17 protein-coding genes are annotated in these 18,012 nt (G+C 52.9%); 8 read left to right on the forward strand and 9 right to left on the reverse strand.

Annotation, left to right across the window (positions count from 1 at the left end; all coding sequences use genetic code 11):
• Positions 1-8: 8 nt before the first annotated feature.
• Genes plsX through yceD form a run of 3 tightly spaced genes read right to left on the reverse strand, consistent with a single transcriptional unit; the run spans position 9 to position 1,763 of the window.
• Positions 9-1,037 (reverse strand): phosphate acyltransferase PlsX, encoded by a 1,029-nt coding sequence (plsX, locus tag K0H79_RS10265; protein WP_220075722.1) that lies wholly within the window; start codon positions 1,035-1,037, stop codon positions 9-11.
• A 14-nt stretch (positions 1,038-1,051) separates the two neighbouring features.
• Positions 1,052-1,222: a 50S ribosomal protein L32 gene (gene rpmF, locus K0H79_RS10270; protein ID WP_011760097.1), complete on the reverse strand. Its 171-nt coding sequence runs from the start codon at positions 1,220-1,222 to the stop codon at positions 1,052-1,054.
• A gap of 16 nt (positions 1,223-1,238) precedes the next feature.
• Positions 1,239-1,763 carry a 23S rRNA accumulation protein YceD gene (gene yceD, locus K0H79_RS10275; RefSeq protein ID WP_011760098.1) on the reverse strand — a complete coding sequence of 175 codons (525 nt, stop codon included), beginning with the start codon at positions 1,761-1,763 and terminating at the stop codon, positions 1,239-1,241.
• Positions 1,764-2,180: 417 nt separating this feature from the next.
• Here yceD and K0H79_RS10280 point away from each other — a divergent pair, with 417 nt between their 5' ends.
• Positions 2,181-2,783: a nucleoside triphosphate pyrophosphatase gene (locus K0H79_RS10280; RefSeq protein ID WP_220075723.1), complete on the forward strand. Its 603-nt coding sequence runs from the start codon at positions 2,181-2,183 to the stop codon at positions 2,781-2,783.
• 206 nt (positions 2,784-2,989) lie between these two features.
• On the opposite strand, the gene K0H79_RS10285 is transcribed toward K0H79_RS10280, so the two are convergent.
• Both K0H79_RS10285 and rluC read right to left on the reverse strand, forming a co-directional pair.
• Positions 2,990-3,637, reverse strand: a complete 648-nt coding sequence (locus tag K0H79_RS10285) for an HAD-IA family hydrolase (RefSeq protein ID WP_220075724.1) — start codon at positions 3,635-3,637, stop codon at positions 2,990-2,992.
• Positions 3,637-4,599, reverse strand: coding sequence for a 23S rRNA pseudouridine(955/2504/2580) synthase RluC (rluC, locus tag K0H79_RS10290; protein WP_220075725.1), 963 nt, complete (start codon positions 4,597-4,599; stop codon positions 3,637-3,639). Before rluC ends, K0H79_RS10285 begins: the two co-directional genes overlap by 1 nt.
• A 594-nt stretch (positions 4,600-5,193) precedes the next feature.
• On the opposite strand from rluC, the gene rne reads away from it, so the two are divergent.
• Together rne and K0H79_RS10300 are read left to right on the forward strand one after the other, a co-directional pair.
• Complete coding sequence (gene rne / locus K0H79_RS10295; RefSeq protein ID WP_220075726.1) at positions 5,194-8,469, forward strand: ribonuclease E; 3,276 nt, start codon at positions 5,194-5,196, stop codon at positions 8,467-8,469.
• A 187-nt stretch (positions 8,470-8,656) separates the two neighbouring features.
• Entirely contained in the window at positions 8,657-10,213 is a 1,557-nt protein-coding gene (locus tag K0H79_RS10300) for a SulP family inorganic anion transporter (protein WP_220075727.1), read from the forward strand.
• A 75-nt stretch (positions 10,214-10,288) separates the two neighbouring features.
• On the opposite strand, the gene K0H79_RS10305 is transcribed toward K0H79_RS10300, so the two are convergent.
• The gene (locus K0H79_RS10305; protein ID WP_220075728.1) at positions 10,289-11,218 is read right to left on the reverse strand and encodes a bifunctional methionine sulfoxide reductase B/A protein; all 930 of its coding nucleotides are present in this window, start codon (positions 11,216-11,218) and stop codon (positions 10,289-10,291) included.
• 177 nt (positions 11,219-11,395) lie between these two features.
• Between K0H79_RS10305 and K0H79_RS10310 the strand changes: the two genes are divergently transcribed.
• Both K0H79_RS10310 and ylqF read left to right on the forward strand, forming a co-directional pair.
• Complete coding sequence (locus tag K0H79_RS10310) at positions 11,396-12,235, forward strand: isopenicillin N synthase family oxygenase (RefSeq protein ID WP_220075729.1); 840 nt, start codon at positions 11,396-11,398, stop codon at positions 12,233-12,235.
• 99 nt (positions 12,236-12,334) lie between these two features.
• Positions 12,335-13,279: a ribosome biogenesis GTPase YlqF gene (gene ylqF / locus K0H79_RS10315; RefSeq protein ID WP_220075730.1), complete on the forward strand. Its 945-nt coding sequence runs from the start codon at positions 12,335-12,337 to the stop codon at positions 13,277-13,279.
• A 103-nt stretch (positions 13,280-13,382) separates the two neighbouring features.
• Here ylqF and K0H79_RS10320 read toward each other — a convergent pair whose 3' ends face one another.
• Positions 13,383-13,859 carry a low molecular weight protein-tyrosine-phosphatase gene (locus tag K0H79_RS10320; RefSeq protein ID WP_220075731.1) on the reverse strand — a complete coding sequence of 159 codons (477 nt, stop codon included), beginning with the start codon at positions 13,857-13,859 and terminating at the stop codon, positions 13,383-13,385.
• A 29-nt stretch (positions 13,860-13,888) separates the two neighbouring features.
• On the reverse strand, positions 13,889-14,896 hold the full coding sequence (locus K0H79_RS10325; protein ID WP_309304478.1) for a DNA ligase: 1,008 nt from the start codon (positions 14,894-14,896) through the stop codon (positions 13,889-13,891).
• Positions 14,897-15,221: 325 nt separating this feature from the next.
• Between K0H79_RS10325 and K0H79_RS10330 the strand changes: the two genes are divergently transcribed.
• Positions 15,222-15,593 (forward strand): diacylglycerol kinase, encoded by a 372-nt coding sequence (locus K0H79_RS10330; protein WP_220064758.1) that lies wholly within the window; start codon positions 15,222-15,224, stop codon positions 15,591-15,593.
• Between the two features lie 16 nt (positions 15,594-15,609).
• Here the strand turns inward: K0H79_RS10330 and hdfR are convergent, their stop codons facing one another.
• Positions 15,610-16,482 (reverse strand): HTH-type transcriptional regulator HdfR, encoded by an 873-nt coding sequence (gene hdfR / locus K0H79_RS10335; RefSeq protein WP_220064759.1) that lies wholly within the window; start codon positions 16,480-16,482, stop codon positions 15,610-15,612.
• A gap of 135 nt (positions 16,483-16,617) precedes the next feature.
• Between hdfR and K0H79_RS10340 the strand changes: the two genes are divergently transcribed.
• The gene (locus tag K0H79_RS10340) at positions 16,618-17,055 is read left to right on the forward strand and encodes a DUF413 domain-containing protein (protein ID WP_220075732.1); all 438 of its coding nucleotides are present in this window, start codon (positions 16,618-16,620) and stop codon (positions 17,053-17,055) included.
• 20 nt (positions 17,056-17,075) lie between these two features.
• Positions 17,076-18,005: a RimK family alpha-L-glutamate ligase gene (locus K0H79_RS10345; RefSeq protein WP_220064761.1), complete on the forward strand. Its 930-nt coding sequence runs from the start codon at positions 17,076-17,078 to the stop codon at positions 18,003-18,005.
• Positions 18,006-18,012: the final 7 nt, after the last annotated feature.

Consider the following 18,012-nt stretch of genomic DNA (forward strand, 5'->3'; position numbering starts at 1 on the left):
AGGAGAAATCAGCTATTGATATCTAAAAGAATCGACTCGAGACGATCTTTAATCATCTCTGGCAGTCGACGTTTTGCCTCGGTGTAGGCAAGACTAATTGCTTGTATATAGGCGTGTTCGTCTGCATTACCGTGGCTTTTCACTACTACTGCGCGCAATCCTAACAGACTTGCTCCGTTATAGTGGTCGGGGTTCATCTGGTTGAGTACTTTCTGAATGCGGGGCGCGAGCAGTCGCGCAAGTATTCGAACCATAAAGCCTTTGGCCAGGCCTTGTTTTAATTGATGAACCAGCAGTCTGGCAATGCCTTCTGAGGTTTTGAGTGTGATGTTGCCCACAAAGCCGTCACAAACGATGACATCCACTTTTCCACTGTAGATTTCATCGCCTTCAATAAAGCCGGCGTAGTTGAGCTGGGGAGTATGGAGCAGTAATTGTGCAGCCTGCTGCACATCGCCATTGCCCTTGCATTCTTCAATGCCCACATTCAGCAGCGCGACCTTGGGACGGGCAATCTTATCAACCGCTTCACTGAGCACAGAGCCCATCACCGCAAATTGGAACAAGGTATCGTAGTCGCACTGAATGTTGGCCCCGAGATCCAACAGATAAACCGGTTTACCATTGATAGCCGGCAAACAGCTGACCAACGCAGGCCTATCGACACCGGGCAACATCTTAAGCAGTACCTTGGCCATAGCCATCAGCGCGCCAGTGTTACCGGCACTGACACAGCCGTCAGCCTTGCCATCACGGACCTGTTCAATGGCCAGTCGCATGGAACTGTTTTTAGCTTGTCTGAGCGCAGTTGCGGGCTTATCGTCCATACGCACCACTTCAGTGGTATGCACAATGGTGATTCTGTCGCGAACGTCTATCTCTGCGGCACAGAGATACGGGGATATTTGAATCTCGTCACCGACGAGCAGGAGGGAGAGCTTTGGGTGTAGTCGAAGTGCCTGCAAAGCCGCAGGCACCGTGACTTGGGGGCCGTGATCGCCCCCCATCGCATCTAACGCAAGCGTCAGATTCGTCATAGGAAGGCCAACAATTACTTGTTGATAACCTTCTTACCACGGTAGTAACCATCAGCGGTCACATTGTGACGCAGATGCAGTTCACCGCTGGTAGCGTCTACTGACAGCTGAGCAGTGCTCAGAGCGTCATGTGAACGGCGCATACCGCGCTTTGAACGAGATTTTTTGTTCTGTTGTACAGCCATTTGTCTGTCTCCTGGATTACTTGCTCTTCAGTTTTTCTAACACTGCAAACGGATTTGGACGCTCCTCTTGAGCGGCTTCAATCTCGCCTACGACTATGTCCTGGGAACCCAGGTTGCAATCAATATTTTGATGCGCCGGGATCAAAGGCATTGCCAAAATCAACTCGTCTTCGACCAGTTGCTGCAGACGTATCTCGCCAATTTCATCGCACTCAATAGGGTCATACGCATCCGGGAGCTCATCGATTTCCGCCTCTGTCCTGCAAGGACTGAAGCAAAAGTCGACCGTAACCTCAGTGGTATAAAGTGCCATGCAACGTTGACATAACAGAGTGAGCTCCGTCACAGCCGTCCCTTTCAGGTAGACTATCCCCTGTAAATCAACACCACATTCCAACGACACTGTCACATCGGAACAGTCGCCGGCTGTCAATTCTCTCAATCGTTTTAACACCTTGCCAGGCACAATCCCCTGATAACTCAGGCGATTTGACGCGGCGCGGATCGGATCGATAGAAACCGGTATCTTTACTGTTTGCATAAGGCGCGCATATTATAGCTTCAACACGCCGGAGTCAAAGGAATTTTAGCCCAAATGCCCTGCGTGGGATCTGGGGTTCACTCCTGCTCCGGCAATGAAATTGACCGAGGCAAAATTCTACCCAAGCACCCTCGGGCACACAAGCGCCGGTCGCCTAAAATAAAAGCGATTGTAGCCCCCTATCAAAAATACATCGTGACTTGCCAATCGGCGGTGGGCCAAGGACAATGTCGCAGTCGATAAAACCCAATTTCAACAGGTTCGCCAATACTCACCGAAGCATAGTTCATCAACCTGAGTTTTGACCCTTAAGCCACAGAATGGCGATTGCGGTTAACAAGGAAGGTAAACTTCAGGTTAGTTGCATTCGGTTTAAAATCCCCGGTTCACCGTTCATACCTAAAAGGCCAATATCCAATGCGACCCTTAATTCTCGCCTCTACCTCACCTTTTCGGGCAGCGCTGCTGGAAAAGCTGGGCTTGCCATTTCAAGCCCTGGCGCCGCACACCGATGAAACGCCGCTGCCTGGGGAATCCGCCATCGCGCTAACCGAGCGGCTTGCCATTGCCAAGGCCAAAGCCCTGGCATGCAACGTGCCGACCAATGCACTCATTATCGGTTCTGATCAGGTTGCAGTTGTTGACGACAAGATTGTTGGCAAACCGCTGAGCGAAGAAAATGCCATTAGCCAGCTCAAAGCGCAGCGCGGCAAAAGCATTGTATTTTATACGGCGCTCGCCCTGCACGATGTTGAAAAGGACACTACCCTGTCGCTGGTAGAGCCTTTTACCGTGCACTTTCGTGACCTCAGCGATGACGAAATAGTGCAATACGTAAGAAAAGAGCAACCCCTATGGTGTGCTGGCAGCTTCAAATCTGAAGGATTGGGGATTTGCCTGTTTAAGCGCCTCGAAGGTCGCGACCCCAATACTTTGGTTGGCTTGCCCCTGATTGCATTGATGGACTTACTCAAACAATCCGGGCTCTGTGTACTCACGGGCGCTACCCCTGGGCAATGAGTTTGAGACGATATCAGGCGCTCAGCGCAACAGCCGCCGCAATTGCCTGACTGAAGCTAATAGGCACAATCAGTCGGCGACGAGGGCATATATCAGGGTATTAAGTGACAAAGTGAACGCATGTATGCAGGCATCGAGTACATAATAAATGCTGTGTTTGCCAATTCAGAGAATGTACAACACCTGCGATTAAGCAGGTGTTGTCATTAGCGCAAGTGGTGCAATATTTCCAGCGGATGAGACACAACAGCAAGGGGCGAAACACTCAGCAGTGTATCTCTGTCGTGCGTGCCGTAATCCACACCGATGGCCGCGACGCCGGCGTTATTTGCCATCTGTAAATCAAATGCTGAATCACCAATCATCACCGCACGTTCGGGACTGACATCAAGTTCTGCCAACAATTCGTGCAGCATTTGCGGGTGGGGTTTGCTCTGGGTTTCATCGGCGCAGCGGGAAGCGTGGAAAAATTCCCCAAGACGGGTCTCATCCAAAATACGGTTTAACCCTTCCCTACCCTTGCCTGTGGCAATGGCAAGTTTGCGGGATGCCCCCTGCAATGACGTCAAGAGTTCAGGCACCCCTTCAAATAACGGGCTCGGAGTGGCATTAAAAATTTGGTAATGGGCCTTATACCTGTTTATCCAACCAGATCGTGTTGCCTCGGTTTCGTCGGGAAACAGGGCGCGCATGGCTTCAGGCATTGAAAGACCAATCACGTCCCGAACGGCCTTTTCGGTTGGCACGGCGATGGAAAGCTCCCGGGCCAGTGCCTGCATACAATCGACTATCTTGCTGATGGAATCCATCAGGGTGCCATCCCAGTCAAAGATAATCAGGTCGAATCTTTGCATCAGCCTTTTTGCTCCAGCGCATCCAGCACGGCCGTCAAATCGGCGTCCAGCGGTGCCTGAACCGTCATCTGGGTTTCAGACTCCGGATGGGTAAAGGTGAGCTGCGCCGCATGCAAAAATAAACGCTGCAGTCCCTTGGCACGCATGGCGTCATCAAATTTTTGCTCGCTGTATTTGTCATCACAGGCAATAGGATGCCCCTGGTACTGGCAATGCACGCGAATTTGATGGGTACGACCTGTTACAGGGCTTGCTTCCACCAGGCTTGCTTCGTCAAAACGGCGCAACACCCGGAAACGGGTCTCGCTGGGTTTGCCTTCGCTGTTCACCCGCACAATGCGCTCACCGGATTTGAGGGTAATTTTGAGCAGCGGCGCTTTAACTACCCTGTCATGCTCCTGCCACTGACCACGCACCAGCGCCTGATACACCTTTTGCATCTGCTTATTTCTGAGCTGATCGTGCAGGTGCCTAAGGGCCATCCGCTTTTTGGCTATCAGCAGCACACCGCTGGTGTCGCGATCGAGACGATGTACCAGTTCCAGAAACTTGCAGGTGGGTCTCAGGCTCCTGAGCGACTCGATCACACCGTAGTCCACCCCACTGCCGCCATGAACGGCGATGCCAGCTGGTTTATTCAGCACGATAATCTGTTTGTCTTCAAACAGAATACGGTCTTCAAGTTGAGCGACACGATTGAGGTTGGCAGAAGGCGCTGTACGGTAGTCTTTTTCGGCTACACGCACAGGTGGTACACGCACCTCATCACCGGCTGCCAGCTTGTATTCGGGCTTAATTCGCTTCTTGTTAACCCTCACCTCGCCCTTACGGACGATGCGATAGATCATGCTCTTGGGTACACCCTTGAGCTTGGCGAGCAGGAAATTATCAATGCGCTGACCGGCACCGTCTTCATCGATGCTGATCAATTGAACCTGGGTTGAAACTGTTTCTTTATTCATGGCAAAACATCTGGTGAAAACGATGCGCATTGTACAACAATCTCAACTCGAATGTGGCTTTACATTGCCGAAATTTTTGATTGTTGCTATATTCCATTCGCGGACGGGGATTAACCGTGGATAAAGTGTTCACAAAACCGTCGTCCGCTCGGTGTTTCCACCAGAGTAAAATTGAAGGTTGAAGGATCGCAATTCATTGAGTTGCAAACCTTTGTCGAAGTGAAAGCTGATGTTACGGCAATAACGACAGGTTAAATCCAATATACCGCCACTTTTCTTGGTTTCTTGTGGAAAACACTCCCTGAATCGAATTTGTAGACTGAACCCAGTCACCGGATAAATTTAGTCGGTTTAGGCATTCACGGAAGTATTTAAGAGAATTTATGGGGTTGGTTGACGTTTAACAACGAATTCCTTGTTTTTGTATTTATTGAAAAATAAGCCATAAATCGGAAGCGACACGCAGAGATTGCGTCTAACAGCAATGCGCTGAACCATGCCTGATGACCTGCCGTGAGGCACAGTGATCTGAGATCAGGCCCGGAATGCACCGACTTTTCTCCGGTGACCCATTTAAAGAAGAATGACGTCACCATGAAACGTATGCTAATCAACGCAACTCAATCTGAAGAGTTGCGCGTTGCCCTTGTAGATGGGCAACAACTCTATGATCTGGATATCGAAAGTCCAGGACACGAACAGAAAAAAGCCAACATTTACAAAGGTAAAATTACCCGCGTAGAACCCTCTCTCGAAGCCGCCTTCGTTGATTACGGCGCCGAGCGTCATGGCTTCCTGCCACTCAAGGAAATTGCCCGCGAATACTTCCCGAAAGGTTACTCTTTCCAGGGCCGCCCCAATATCAAAGAGGTGGTAAGCGAAGGTCAGGAAGTGATCGTTCAGATTGATAAAGAAGAACGTGGCAACAAGGGCGCTGCCCTGACCACCTTTATCAGCCTGGCAGGCTCTTATTTGGTTCTGATGCCCAATAACCCACGCGCCGGTGGTATTTCCCGCCGTATCGAGGGCGATGAGCGCACTGAACTCAAAGAGGCCATGGCCGATTTGGAAGTCCCTAACGGCATGGGCCTTATCGTGCGTACCGCCGGTGTGGGTAAAGATGCCGCCGAGCTGCAATGGGACCTTAAAGTGCTGCTGCGCCACTGGGATGCCATCAAGGAAGCCTCTGAGAGTGGCCCAGGCCCCATGCTGATCCATCAGGAAAGCAACGTTATCGTGCGCGCCATTCGCGATTACCTGCGCCGCGATGTGGGCGAAATCCTGATTGATCACCCAAAGATTTTCGAACAGGCCAAGCAGCACATAGCCACCGTTCGTCCTGACTTTGTTGAGCGTGTGAAGCAGTACAAGGCCGAAGTGCCGCTGTTCACCCACTATCAGATTGAGTCTCAAATCGAATCTGCATTCCAGCGCGAAGTGCGTCTGCCATCCGGTGGTTCTATCGTTATCGACCCCACCGAAGCCATGACCTCAATCGATATCAACTCAGCCCGAGCCACCAAGGGCGGCGATATCGAAGAAACTGCACTGAACACCAACCTGGAAGCGGCCGACGAAATCGCCCGCCAACTGCGCCTGCGCGACCTCGGCGGTTTGATTGTTATCGACTTTATCGATATGACGCCTGTGCGCCATCAGCGTGAAGTGGAAAACCGTCTGCGTGATGCCGTACATCAGGACCGCGCCCGAGTGCAACTGGGCCGAATCAGCCGCTTTGGTCTGATGGAAATGTCCCGTCAGCGTCTGCGTCCATCTTTGGAAGAATCAGCCGCACATATTTGCCCACGCTGTCATGGTCAGGGCACTATTCGCGGTACCGAATCTCTGGCGTTGTCTATCCTGCGTCTGATGGAAGAAGAAGCCATCAAGGACAACACATCGCAGGTTGAAGCCATAGTACCTGTGGACGTTGCTGCGTTCCTGCTCAACGAAAAGCGTAAAGCCATTCGTATCATCGAGCAGCGCCACGAGGTTGAAGTGTACGTGATCCCGGATCCGCACATGATGACCCCGGAGTACAAGGTTATTCGTCATCGTCAGGACGATGAAATCGAAGAAGCCAGCTACAAGCGCGTTGAAAAGCCTGAAGCCAAGTTGTATGAGCCTCGTAAACTGGAGCGCGCCCAGGCCCCTGAGCCTGTACTTAAAGGTTTCTCTGCCCCATTGGAGTCACCGCCAGCCGCAGCGCCCAAGGTAGAAGCCAAACCTGTAAAAGCAGCCAGCGAAGCCAAGCCCGGTTTCTTCAGTCGTCTGTTTGCAGCCATAGGTTCACTCTTTGGCGGTGACAACACCGAAACCGAAGAGAAGAAGGCCCCTGCCCGCAATGGCCGTCAGCAAAACAACCGTGGTCGTAACCGTCGCAACGACAACCGTCGTGATGATGGCCGCCAGGAAGGTCGCAGTGCCGATAGCCGCCGTGATGACAGTCGTCGTGAAGAGGGTGACAAACGTCGCAGCTCTGACAGCCGTCGTGGCCGTAACAAGCCAGAGCAGGCCGACGACAAACAGCTGCGTGACAAGAGTGATAAGCCACGTGAAGAAAGACCCAAGCGTGAGCGTGCGCCCAAGCGTGAAAAGCCAGAAACTGTTGAAGCGGCCGATGACGCGGCAGAGCCAAAGCAGGAAGCCGTGCGTGAGCGTCGTCAGCGCCGTAACATGCGCCGCAAAGTGCGTTTGGATGATGGTGCTACCCAGGAAAATCTGGACGCCGTTAACGCGCAGGAATCCGCTGAGGATACTGCCGTTGAGCAAGCCCAGGTTGTGGCCAAAGAAAAGTCAGACGATAAGCAAACCCGCAGCCGTCGTCAGCCTCGCAAGCCAAAAGTGGAAGAAAAAGCCGCTGAAACCGAACTGGACGTCACAGAAACCGCTGACAGCAAAAACGCAGCAGTTGCCGCCACTGAAGTGGTCGCCACTCCTGTTGCTGAAGCTGTGAGTGACGTGAACACAGCAGTAACCGACATGCTGGATCCAGACGCTCAAGCCGCTGACGACGCCCAGGACGACACTGACAGCGACGACAAGCCACGCCGTGATGGCCGTGACGGTCAGCGTCGCAGTCGCCGCAGCCCACGTCATTTGCGCGCTGCCGGCCAACGCCGTCGCCGTGATGAGCAAGAGCAGCAAACCGGCGCCGAAGGTGGTGAACTGGTTCAGCCCGAATTGGCTCAGGCTGAATTGGACCTGCCACAGGCCGATGTTGTTGCTGCCGACGCTCCTGCCACTGCACCTCAGGACCTTGTTGCAGTAGAAACTGCAGCTTCTGAAGTCGTTACTCAGGAAAGCGTGCTCGAGAAGGCCGAAGAAACTGCTGATGTGGTTGTCGTTAACGATACTCCTAAAGCAGAAGCGCCCGTTGCCGAAGCCGTAGCCGTTGACACACCAGCAGAGGCAGTGGTGGAGGTTACTCCAGCTGCAGCCCCTGTTGTTGAAGCCGCGGTAGTTGAAGCCGCTGCGCAAGCGTCGGCGGCGACAGTAGAAAGCAAAGCTGTTGAAACCAAGGCTGAAGAAGCTAAAGCTGCTGAACCCAAAGCGGCGGAAAAAGTGACTTCAACTGCCCCGATGGCCAAGCCAGCCGCAGTGATGCCAGCCCGCACCAAACCGGTTGAAAAACCTGCCGCAGAAGTCGCTACTGATATTGCAGTGACCAATGCCGCAGCCGCTCCAGCCCGCCCAGCAGGCAGCCGTTTCGGAAGCATGGTAAGTTCAGAAATGACCAAGCCAAGCATTGAAGCCCGCGAACAGGTTGCTACGCCAAAGGGACGTGAGTACGAAGCTGCCAGTGCTGAGGCCAGCAGCGCCAAGGTGCAAAGCAGTAACAGTGCCGGCTCAGATATGGCCCGCCCGTAAGCAGTTAAGCTAACGTTGAGAGTAAAAAGCCGCGCAAATGCGCGGCTTTTTAATTGGGTATGCTGTCAGATTTAGGCGAATACATCGTCCGACCCCAGGCTAATTTCGGGTTCTAACCCGGAGTGAAATTTGCTAGACTGCGCGGCTTTATTTGTTAACGCCATCACAAACTCGTTTCAGAGGTCTCATGTTTGAGTTAATTCGCCATAAAACCGCCAGCCATAAGGCGGACCTCCTGTCTGGCCTGACCGTGGCACTGGCCCTGGTGCCGGAAGCCGTTGCCTTTGCCTTTGTGGCCGGGGTTGAACCCATGGTTGGCCTCTATGCCGCCTTTATTATGGGGCTGGTGACTGCCGTGATTGGTGGCCGACCCGGCATGATTTCAGGCGCGACAGGCGCCATGGCCGTGGTGATGGTGGCGCTGGTTGCCACCCACGGGGTGCAGTATCTGTTTGCCGCCGTGGTATTAGCCGGTTTGCTGCAGGTTGCCGCAGGGATATTCAAGCTGGGTAAATTTATTCGCATCGTGCCCTATCCCGTGATGATTGGCTTTGTGAATGGTTTGGCGATTGTGATTTTCCTGGCGCAGCTGGGGCAATTCAAGGTGCCCGGCGATAATGGCGAGCTGACCTGGCTTTCTGGTGAGGGCCTGTACCTGATGCTGGGGCTGGTGGCGCTCACCATGGCCATTATTCATTTCCTGCCCAAAATCACCACCGCCATTCCATCCTCACTGGCAGCTATTCTGACTGTGACAGGTCTGGTGGTGTTTTTTGAGCTCGATACCCGCACCGTGGTCGATTTCCTTAAAACCATGAGTGGCGATGACAATGCCACTATCGCAGGTACCCTGCCGACCTTCGCCATTCCCCAAGTACCCTTTACCTGGGAAACCCTGCAAATCATCCTGCCCTACTCTGTCATTCTGGCCGCTGTCGGCCTGATTGAGTCGCTGCTGACCCTGACAGTGCTGGATGAAATGACAGGCACCCGTGGCCGCGGCAACAAAGAATGTGTCGGTCAGGGCGTGGGTAACATCACCAGCGGCTTTTTCGGTGCCATGGGCGGCTGTGCCATGATTGGTCAGTCGATGATTAACATCAACTCCGGTGGTCGTGGCCGCCTGTCCGGGATCACCGCCGCACTGGCGCTGCTGGCCTTTATTCTCTTTGGCGCAGCCTTTATTGAAATTATCCCACTGGCGGCACTGGTCGGTGTGATGTTTATGGTAGTGCTTGGCACTTTCGAGTGGGCGAGCTTTAAAGTGATGCGCAAGGTGCCAAAGCACGATGCGTTTGTGATTGTGCTGGTGACCACTGTGACCGTGTTTACCGATTTGGCGGTAGCCGTATTTGTGGGTGTGATTGTTTCTGCGCTGGTATTTGCCTGGGAACACGCCAAGCACATCAGCGCCCGAACGGTTGTCAATGCCAACGGCAGTAAGGTGTATCAATTGAGCGGCCCGCTGTTTTTTGGTTCAGTGTCTCACTTCCTTGAGCTTTTCGATGCCGCCAACGATCCCAAAGACGTGATCGTGGACTTTGGTCAGTCACGGGTTGCCGATCACTCCGCACTGGATGCCATAGACACCCTGGCCGAGCGTTACAATGCTCTGGGCAAGACCCTGCATCTGGTGCACCTCAGCGAAGACTGCAAGGCACTTCTTGCCAAGGCCGGAGATCTGGTGGAAGTGAATCTGATGGAAGACCCCCACTACCGGGTGGCCGACGACAAGCTGGATTAATGGGGTTTTACACCCAATAAAAAAGCGGCCCTGGGGCCGCTTTTTTATTTCAGACCGATGATTTCACTGATGAGGCTATTTCAGCAGCGAGGCAAAGGCCTTTTTGAATTTTTCGACCTTGGGTTTTACCACCAGGGCACAGTACCTCTGCTCGCCGTTACGGGCAAAATAATCATGGTGATAGTCTTCGGCGGGATAGAACTCATCAAAGGCCACCACTTCGGTCACTATGGGGCTGTCGAACGCCCCCTCCTCGGTCAATGCATCTATCGCCTTGGTTGCCGCCTCGGCCTGCTGTTCGTTATGGGCAAATATCGCCGAACGATACTGGGTTCCCACATCATTACCCTGACGGTTAAGGGTGGTGGGATCGTGACTTTGAAAGAAGACCTCCAGCAGAGTCTCAAAGCTCACTTCTTCAGGTTGATACTCTATATGGACGACTTCCGCATGACCGGTATCACCGTCGCACACTCTTTGGTAATTGGCATCGGCAGCACGGCCACCTGCGTAGCCAGGTTCGACGCTGACAACGCCTTTCAATGCCAAAAAGATGGCTTCAACACACCAAAAACAACCGGCACCAAAGGTGGCATAGGCATTCGCAGCGGGGCGATTCACACTCATGGTTTCCTGTCCCATTTCCATCTCTTCCCGGCTCTTGAACACCATGGACACCGAGTTAACGCAGTGTCTCAGGTTTTTCTCGGTAAGATACTCGCCCTCAAACACATGCCCCAAATGGCCGCCACAGGATGCACAGACTATTTCCACCCTGCGACCGTCTGCATCCGTATGCCTTGCCACAGCGCCGGCAATTTCATCATCAAAGGCGGGCCAGCCGCAATGGGCTTGGAACTTGTGTTCTGACAAATACAGCGGCGCATCGCATTTCCTGCAACAGTAAACGCCTTCGGCATTATGCAGATAATACTCGCCACTGAAGGGGCGCTCTGTCCCCTTATCTTCGATTACGTAACGTTCAAATTCGTTCAGCGTTCTCATTGCAACTCCAACGGCTAAAGAAACTCATCCTGAGCTGACCCGGGTTTTCAGCCTTATATTACACCGGGGATCCCACCGGTACTTTTTTACGCCAAAGCGAACACAGAGTTTGCACTCTGCTACGCCCCCGACTAGACTCTCGCCCGGGGTTAAACCACAACAAAAAGAAAACATAACATGAAATTGGAAACTATTGATTACCGCTCGCCGGACGCGGCAGCACAATTCGTTCAATCATTGCGGGATACCGGCTTTGGCGTGCTGTCAAACCACCCTATTCAGCAATCTTTGGTCGAAGCCATTTACAAAGATTGGTACGAATTCTTCCAGAGTGATGCCAAGGATGAGTTTCGTTTCAATCCGGAAACCCAGGATGGATTTTTCCCGGCCGATGTGTCGGAAACCGCCAAGGGTCACAGTGTAAAAGACATAAAAGAGTACTACCACGTTTACCCTTGGGGTCGTATCCCCGATAGCCTCAGGGCCAACATTCTCGCCTACTATGACCACGCCAATCAGTTGGCCGCTGAATTGTTGTCCTGGGTTGAAGCTCACAGCCCGGATGAGGTGAAGGCTCTGTTTACCGAGCCACTCCCAAACATGATAGATGGCAGCCACAAAACCCTGCTGCGTGTGCTGCACTATCCACCCATGAAGGGTGATGAAGAGCCGGGAGCCATCCGCGCCGCAGCCCATGAAGACATCAACCTGCTTACGGTGTTGCCTGCCGCCAATGAACCCGGGCTGCAGGTAAAAGCCAAAGACGGTACATGGCTGGATGTCCCTTCAGATTTTGGCAACATTATCATCAACATCGGCGACATGTTGCAGGAAGCCTCCGGCGGTTACTTCCCATCGACCTCCCATCGGGTAATCAATCCCGAAGGCATGGACAAAACCAAGTCGCGGATTTCCCTGCCACTGTTTTTACACCCTCGCCCTGATGTGGTGCTGTCAGAGCGCTATACCGCCGACAGTTACCTGATGGAGCGTCTGCGCGAGCTTGGCGTCATCTGATGATGACCAAAAAGCGTCCCTCGGGACGCTTTTTTTGTGCCTGATGGCGGATACGGGTAGAATATGCGCCCCAAGACAGAGGCAAGCAGGATTTAAACAATGGCGATTCAATGGTATCCGGGACACATGCACAAGGCACAAAAGGAAATTGCCGAAGCCATGCCCCAGGTCGATTTGGTAATAGAGGTACTGGATGCACGCATTCCCTATTCCAGCGAAAACCCCATGGTTGCCAAACTTCGCGGTGACAAGCCCTGTATTAAGCTGCTGAACAAATGCGATCTTGCCGATCCGGCCACCACAGAGGCCTGGATTGCACACCTTGAAAAAGAACAAGGGGTGAAGGCCATGGCCGTCACCACCTTGCAGCCCGGTCATCTGAAAACAGTTATTCCTGAGCTTGTGCGCAAGCTGGTGCCCGAGCGTGACCGCGCCGATAAAGACATTCGCACCATGATTATGGGGATCCCCAACGTGGGAAAATCCACCATCATCAATACCCTGGCTGGACGGGTGATTGCCAAAACAGGTAACGAGCCTGCGGTCACCAAGGCGCAGCAGCGCATTAACCTCAAAAACGGTATTGTGCTGTCGGATACGCCGGGCATTCTGTGGCCCAAGGTGGACAACGAGGCCAGCAGCTATCGTCTGGCTGTGACCGGCGCCATCAAAGACACCGCCATGGAATATGAAGATGTGGCGCTCTTCGCCGCGGCCTTTTTCCGTGATGCTTATCCGGCTGAGCTGAAAGAACGTTATAAGCTCGATGAACTGTCCGATGACGATGTGGCATTGCTCGAAGACATTGGCCGCAAACGGGGAGCGCTGCGAAGCGGAGGTTATGTGGATCTTCACAAAGCCGCCGAACTGCTGCTGCACGAATTCCGGAGCGGCAAACTGGGGCTGCTGAGTCTCGAAACCCCCGAAATGGCAGAAATCGAAAAGGCCGAAGTGGAGCGGGTCCTTGCAGAGAAAGAAGCCCTGCGTCAGGAGAAACTGGCGGCCGAAAAGCTGCGCCGCTCTGGTAAGCGCCATAACAACTAAGTACCAAGCAACCAGGGGTTAGCCTGAGCGCCCATGCCAACCCGTGCCGGCGTTAAGCGATGTACTCAAACCAAAAAAAGGGCCTGATGGCCCTTTTTTGATGTTACTTTTCCGACGCCTTGATGGCAGCTATCATGGCATCACTGCTGTGTTCCAGCAGGTCTAGCACACGCTCAAACCCTGCGTGCCCGCCGTAATAGGGATCGGGAACTTCCTCAACGTCTGACTCGCCAAAACTTAATATGAGCCGCAGCTTGTGGCTGAATTCAGCAGGACAGCGGCGCTTGAGCTCTGCCAGGTTATCCTTGTCTGCGGCAAGAATCAGGTCGAAGTGCATGAAGTCGCTGTCCTTCACTTGCCGGGCCCGCATCCCTGAGAAATCATAACCCCGAGCTTCGCCAGCCTTTACCGAGCGGACGTCCGGGGCCTCACCCTGGTGGTAGCCTATGGTGCCGGCAGAATCAATCACCAAATCAAGTCCTGCGCGGATGGCACGCTGGCGAAATACTGCTTCGGCACTGGGAGAGCGGCAGATATTGCCCATACATACAAATAGAATCGAACCGGGTGTGTTGGTCATGGATGTCTTTGTCTCTTAACAGCGGGAGTTCATTCCATCGGACGAACACGCAGAAATCGCGCGCCCTTGGGAAGCCCTTTATCGGTGAGCCCATGATATTGAAAAGTGACCCAATCGCCAACGGCAGGTGGATGACGACGCTCTTCGAGGCTGAATCCAGAGCCGAGGAAAAACTCTCTGCCATCCACAAGGCGCAGCTGTAACGCTCCCATCATGCCCTCAAATTGGCCTTTTCCCGGACGGTAACCAATCACCTGCCCTTCGGTATCATTCAGAGGCTTGAGCTTGATAAGCAGTGGATTGCGACCATCGATGTAAACGGCATCTTCCCGATGCAGCATCAAGCCTTCGCCCCCTTTTTTAATGACGGCTTGAAAATAGGCGTTAAGCTCAGAGAGATGTTGGAAGCGCCTTTGTTCCAGGAGCTTGAGCGGCGTATTTTTATCGGTGAGTCGAGTTTTCAACCACTCGTAACGTTCTGCAAATCCGAGCCCGGATTGGGGTGTGTCAAACACCATCAACTGCACCTGATACCAATCATCATCACGACCGCGTGAACGCACCAATCCACTCAACCACTCAAAACGGCCTCTGCCGGCCCACAACTCGCCATCGAGGAGAACATCTTCCGGCAAGGCTGCAGTAAACCAGATGGGCGCTGCGATTAAATTGCCAGAGCGGGTGACCAGCGTTTGGCCGGTCCAGCGAGCCCTGACACCATCCAGTTTTTCGCTCACCAGATATCGAGGTAACTCGGACTCCGGGGGTAACGGCTTGCTGGACGCGAGCTGCAGTGAGCCCGCAAGCGGCGCCGAACTGTTCGGTTGGTTTGCACCGGTTTCTATATTCGGAAGTGAATGTCGGGCCGTAACTACCACGGCTGAGTGAGCAAGCGAAGGTACCAGCCCCAGAAAGGAAAGTAAGAGCACAACGCAGCAGACACCCTGTATTATCCGTAAGGCAACAGTGAGCGCCATATCAGCGCCTTCAGAATTTACCAGGCGCGACGAGCCCTTTAACCAAAACCCAGGTTTCATCGCAGCCTCCCTGCGCGACTTGTTCACACACGCTTAAGTTATAGCCCATATCCCATGGGCAGTGAGCTACACAGCACAAGACCAACAGCGGCGACAGAACTTTCCATAACTTCAGAGCTACACATCTGAGCTGCACATCTGAGCTACAACATCAGCGCTACAACATCCACACACGTCCCTGTGGCGACCTGTTCTTATCGCTGCGGCTGCATTATACTGGCGCCTTTTTATGGCCAGCATCGCTGTTGCTGAACGTTCAGCATACAGGCGTCGCCTTCGGCCATATTTGAGCCCGACTATTGGGCTTGGAAATTTGGGGGAATACATGAAACCAGCCAATAACCATGGCATCAGGCGCGTTATTCGTGCGACCGGATTTTCTTTTAAAGGCTTAAAGTCAGCCTGGGTTCACGAAGCAGCCTTTCGGCAGGAACTGATCCTCGCATGCGTGATGGTGCCGTTGGCACTGTGGCTGGATGTGAGTACGGTTGAAAAATTACTGATGATCATGGCGGTGTTCATTGTGCTCATCACCGAATTGCTGAACTCTGCCATAGAAGCGGTTGTGGACCGTATCGGGGATGAAATCCACCCCCTCTCGGGTCAAGCCAAGGACATAGCGTCGGCAGCCGTGTTTATGAGCCTGGCACTCTGCACCCTGGTGTGGGCCTTTATCCTGCTGCCGCTGCTCTGGTAATTGCAGCACTTTTCACTCAGGCGCTGAGTTCTTCAGCGCCTTCATCAGACTCCCGCGCCAGAAAACTCACGGCACGCTCTATTTGCGATAGTCTGTCATTTTGCGACCAATACACGACATACACGTTACGGGGAATGGAGCGCGCGCCTTCCACCCGATATAACTCACCCCGCTCAAGATACGGGCTCACCATGTGATCCGGCAAAAACGCACTGCCGCCATTATTGAGCACGAAATCCAAGGCGATGCGCGATGAACTGGTATGCAGCACAGGCAATGGCATATCGCCAAATTCCTGTGCGTGAAGGATATTGAAAGCCGTACCCCAGTCGACCTTAATGTAATGGTGCTTAAGACACTCCGACAAACTGAGTGGACCGATACTGGACACCAGCCACAACTGCACCACGCCGATACGGATCTGTTCAAAGTCTTCCATCTTGGGCGGGTCGAAGGAAATTGCCATGTCCAGGGTGCGCTCCATCAACTGACGGGTCATCACATTCTGGGGCAACACTTCGGTACGTAATGCCACTCCGGGCAAGCCTTTGTGCAGGGATTGCAGGTTGCCCTGTAAAAACGCATCCCAGATGTTGGGACCGGCACCTATGGTCAATTGTGTCGATTGCAATCGACTTAACGACACGTCCTGCTTGGCGCGCTCCCATGCTGTGAGTACCGCTTCGGCATGATTCAGCATGCGCTCGCCAGCCGGTGTGGGCTGAATATTGTTCCGTTGGCGCTCAAACAGCTCCACCCCGAGAATAGTTTCGAGCTGCTTCACCCGAAAACTGACTGCGCTTCGGGTAAGATAAAGATTTTCGGCAGCTTTTCCGAAATGGCGGGTACGTGAAACTTCCAAAAAGGTTTTCAGCAGATCTGTGTCCATAAAATTTCTTTGACCAACAAGACCAAAATTTTTTGATTCCTAATTCAAGGATACTAGCCAATACTCCAGTTGCAAATTATCCCACAGCTTAGGTAATCATCGCTATCAGCTTTTGTTGTATGGAAGGAAAAGACAATGTCAGAACAGTTAGTTGCCAGTAAAATCTATCAGGGTATGCCCGAATCCGCCCCGATGAGCTTTCTGAGTCAAAGGCGCTTTTATGACGATGCCAATTTCCCCAAGGGGTTTCGCCGCAGCGGAGACTTTACCAACAAAGAAGCTGAATTGTTGGAATGTCATGGTCTGGCGATGAAGGCGCTCGCCGATGGTACTCGCCTGCCATCGACTGATGAAGAAGCGCAATTTGTCGATGTTGTGCGCGGGAGCAAGTCCGCCAGTAGCATACTGGAACAGATCTGGTTAAAGTATTGCAAGCTGGCTCAGGGTAAGCCTTTCTACGCGGTCGTTGGCACAGTCCACGCCCCCGCAGTGGCACCTGAGGCTGAAATTGAACTCGATGATATCGACGATGACGAGGTTTCTGATGACGAGGAACCCGAGGACACACCATGACGCTTAAGGCGAATATCTGAATGCGCGGCTGGATTTTATACAAAGAAACCGCGACTCAGCTCAAACCCGAACTGTACGAAATTCAACGTCTGTTGGACGCCGCCAAGGCGGACAACATAGATCTTCAGGTCTATGCCCCGGACGAGTTTGATTTGACCGTTACCCGGGAAGACAACAAGAGTATTTTGCTTAATGGGCAGCCGGTTGAGCTGCCCGATTTTATTATCCCCCGCATGGGTTCAGGCACCACCTATTTTGCGCTGGCGATTATTCGCCACCTGGAGCGCTTGGGGGTATACAGTCTCAACTCGTCACGGGCTATCGAGACCGTAAAAGATAAACTCTTTTCACAGCAGCTATTGGCGGAAAAAAATCTGCCAACCCCCAAAACCATGTTGGTGAAGTTCCCGGTGGATATCGAACTGGTGCAAAGCCATTTGGGTTTTCCGGTGGTGATAAAGACCTTGTCGGGCTCCCAGGGCAGTGGCGTGTTTTTGTCACACAAACCAAGGGAGTTTGACGACCTGATGCAGTTGATTGAGGCCACCAATAAAAATGCCAACATCATACTTCAGGAGTTTATTGCCAACAGTCATGGCCGGGATCTGCGGGTCTTTACCATTGGCGGGCGAGTCGTGGGCTGTTTTGAGCGGCGCGCAGCAGAAGACAGCTTCAAAGCCAACGTCAGTGCCGGTGGTGCCGCGCTCCCCTTCGAGGTGACCCCAGAAATTGAATGGCTGGCCACCCAAACCGCTAACATTCTTGACCTCGACGTTGCCGGAATCGACCTCTTGTTCGACAACGGTCACTACAAAATATGTGAAGCCAACTCCTCTCCGGGATTTGAAGGTCTGGAGTCCTGTCTCAACGTGGATATCGCATCACAGATCCTCCACTTTATTCGCATCCGGCTTGGGATGTTCAATAAAGAAGACCAAGCCTCAATATGAGAACAAA

The organism is Shewanella sp. FJAT-52076 (genome assembly GCF_019457455.1).
GTDB lineage: Bacteria > Pseudomonadota > Gammaproteobacteria > Enterobacterales > Shewanellaceae > Shewanella > Shewanella zhangzhouensis.